The organism is Methylotenera sp., assembly GCF_029945705.1.
Lineage (GTDB): Bacteria > Pseudomonadota > Gammaproteobacteria > Burkholderiales > Methylophilaceae > Methylotenera.
Map to the genome: position 1 here is coordinate 1 of NZ_JAQSDC010000034.1, position 3,007 is coordinate 3,007.

Consider the following 3,007-nt stretch of genomic DNA (forward strand, 5'->3'; position numbering starts at 1 on the left):
GCTCTTTCTCATGCCATCCTTATAACATTTTATGTGTTATCTAGGACAGCCCCTAAGTTTAATATTCAAATAGGCAGTTACGATAAATTAAATTTATCGTAACCATTAGAATGATATATTGGATTTAGTAAACTTAACTCTCTATAATCACTTTTACCAATTAAAAAGCAGTAAATTTTATTCAACCCACAAATAAGGAAAGAAACTATGTCATTAATTAATACACAAGTTCAACCATTTAAAGCACAAGCTTTTCATAATGGTCAATTTATTGAAGTGAGCGATGTAAGCATGAAAGGCAAATGGTCGGTAGTGATTTTTATGCCAGCTGCATTTACTTTTAACTGCCCTACAGAAGTTGAAGATGCTGCTGATAACTACGCAGAATTCCAAAAAGCGGGTGCTGAAGTATATATTGTTACCACTGATACACAGTTCTCACACAAAGTATGGCACGAAACTTCACCTGCAGTAGGTAAAGCAAAATTCCCACTAGTTGGCGACCCTACACACCAATTGACACGTGCATTCGACGTGCATATTGAAGAAGAAGGCCTAGCATTACGCGGTACTTTTGTGATTAATCCAGAAGGTGTGATTAAAACTGTAGAAATTCACAGTAACGAAATTGCACGTGATGTGAAAGAAACACTACGTAAATTAAAAGCAGCTCAATTTACAGCAGCTAACCCTGGTCAAGTTTGCCCAGCAAAATGGCAAGAAGGCGCTAAAACAATTACACCTTCACTAGATCTAGTAGGCAAAATCTAAGAAGTAAGTTTTAAGTAGTACGCAGTACGCTACACCTTTAAAACATCATTTAAAGGTGTAGTGCTTACAAAAGCATTATTCAAAAGATAGTGCTTTTTTATTTGCCAAAATAAGCGAATTTAGGAATAAAAAAAGGAATCATCATGGCACTAGAAGCAAATATCAAAACTCAATTACAAACCTATTTAGGTATGTTGCGCGAGCCTATCGAGCTTGTTGCATCATTAGATAACACCGCAGCTGCACAAGAGATGCGTGAGTTATTAGAAGAAATTACTAGCATGTCAGACAAAATCACGCTGACTAATGGCGATGATGCGCGTAAGCCATCATTTGCGGTGAAACGCGCTGCCATACATAAAAATGCAGCCCAATCCGTTGGTGTGCGCTTTGCTGGTATTCCTATGGGTCACGAATTTACTTCACTTGTATTAGCTTTGCTGCATACAGGCGACCACCCTATGAAATTGGAAGCTGAAAAAATTGCGCAAATTGCTGCGATTGAAGGCACGTTTCATTTTGAAACCTATATTTCTTTGAGTTGCCATAATTGCCCAGATGTGGTGCAAGCCATGAATATGATGGCCGTGATTAATCCCAACATCACCCACGTGATGATTGATGGTGCGTTGTATCAAGATGAAGTAAAGGCCAGAGAAATTATGTCTGTTCCAACCATGTATTTGAATGGTGAAGTGTTTGGCGCAGGCCGGATGGAGTTAGATGAAATTTTGCTCAAAATTGATACTGGTGCAGCCGCACGTGAAGCTAAAAAAATAGACGCGGCAGCACCTTATGATGTGTTGGTGGTTGGCGGCGGACCTGCAGGCGCCTCTGCTGCTATTTATGCCGCACGTAAAGGCATTAGAACGGGTATCGTCGCTGAGCGTTTTGGTGGTCAAGTAATGGATACACTAGGCATTGAAAACTTTATTTCTGTTAAAGAAACTGAAGGGCCTAAATTAGTGGCCGCTTTCGAAGAGCACGTTAAAAGTTACGATGTCGATATTATGAACTTGCAACGCGCGGTGAGTTTGTCTGAACCGGGTAAAGATGGCAATAAAAATACCGATTTAATCGAGCTGAAACTAGAAAGCGGCGGTACGCTTAAAAGTAAAGTGGTGATTCTAGCGACTGGCGCGCGTTGGCGCGAGCTGGGCGTTCCAGGTGAAAAGGAATACCGTGGCAAAGGTGTGGCGTATTGTCCGCATTGTGATGGCCCTTTGTTTAAAGGCAAGCCTGTTGCAGTGGTGGGTGGTGGTAACTCAGGAGTTGAAGCGGCGATTGATTTGGCAGGTTTTGTAGCACATGTCACTTTATTGCAGTTTGATACTGTGTTGAAAGCCGATGCTGTGTTACAGAAAAAACTACGCTCTTTGGCTAATGTTACTATTATTACCAGTGCGCAAACCACTGAAGTGACTGGCGATGGCACAAAAATGAATGGCTTAACTTACACCGATCGCGTCACTGGTGAAAGTAAACATTTAGTGCTTGATGCAGTATTTGTGCAAATTGGTTTGTTGCCTAATAGTGATTGGTTAAAAGGCACGGTCAATTTAAGCAAGTTTGGTGAGGTTGAAGTGAATCATCATAACGCCACTTCATTACCTGGCGTGTTTGCGGCGGGCGATGTGACTACGACACCTTATAAGCAGATTATTATTGCCATGGGTGAAGGTGCAAAAGCAGCTTTGGGTGCGTTTGACTATTTAATTAGGCAATAATATGGGTTGAGTTTTAACCATAAAAAATGGCGGATTATCCGCCATTTTTTATATACCTGTTTAGCTAAGCGTATTTAGAACGTTTCCCACGCATCACTGCTTGAGCCATTTTTGGCCACCAATTTAGGCGCAGGTCTTCTTGTTTCAGCTTGAATCTTTTTAACAGGAGCTCTTAAAGGACTATTACTATTACGGCGATCTGTTTGATAACTACTTTCTAGTTTAAAGCCACTCACAACATCGACTAAGCTATTAGCTTGCTCTACCAAGCTTTCAGCCGCTGCCGCAGCTTGTTCAACTAAAGCCGCATTCTGTTGTGTAGTTTCATCCATGCTCGTTACCGCTGCATTGACTTGGTCGATGCCTGCACTTTGCTCAACTGAAGCGGCTGTGATTTCACCCATGATGTCTGTGCCGCGTTGGACAGAGGCAACAATCTCTTGCATGGTTTTACCTGTAATGGTCTAATAAAATGCGACACAAGTTAAGAGATTATAATTACTTAACGG

Annotated in this window: 2 protein-coding genes and 1 pseudogene; 2 read left to right on the forward strand and 1 reads right to left on the reverse strand. The window is 41.3% G+C overall.

The window, feature by feature from the left end; translation table 11 throughout:
- Positions 1-207: 207 nt before the first annotated feature.
- Both ahpC and ahpF read left to right on the forward strand, forming a co-directional pair.
- Positions 208-771, forward strand: a complete 564-nt coding sequence (gene ahpC, locus PSU78_RS06400; RefSeq protein ID WP_300385931.1) for an alkyl hydroperoxide reductase subunit C — start codon at positions 208-210, stop codon at positions 769-771.
- Positions 772-914: 143 nt separating this feature from the next.
- Positions 915-2,498 (forward strand): alkyl hydroperoxide reductase subunit F, encoded by a 1,584-nt coding sequence (gene ahpF, locus PSU78_RS06405; protein ID WP_300385934.1) that lies wholly within the window; start codon positions 915-917, stop codon positions 2,496-2,498.
- Between the two features lie 74 nt (positions 2,499-2,572).
- Here the strand turns inward: ahpF and PSU78_RS06410 are convergent.
- Positions 2,573-2,953 (reverse strand): annotated as a pseudogene (locus PSU78_RS06410) (chemotaxis protein); the annotation flags it as partial.
- Positions 2,954-3,007 lie beyond the last annotated feature (54 nt).

What these genes read in the sequence shown, in the direction of transcription:
- ahpC (WP_300385931.1), top strand. Translation starts at nt 208, where the DNA reads ATGTCATTAATTAATACACAAGTTCAACCATTTAAAGCACAAGCTTTT.
- ahpF (WP_300385934.1), top strand. Translation starts at nt 915, where the DNA reads ATGGCACTAGAAGCAAATATCAAAACTCAATTACAAACCTATTTAGGT.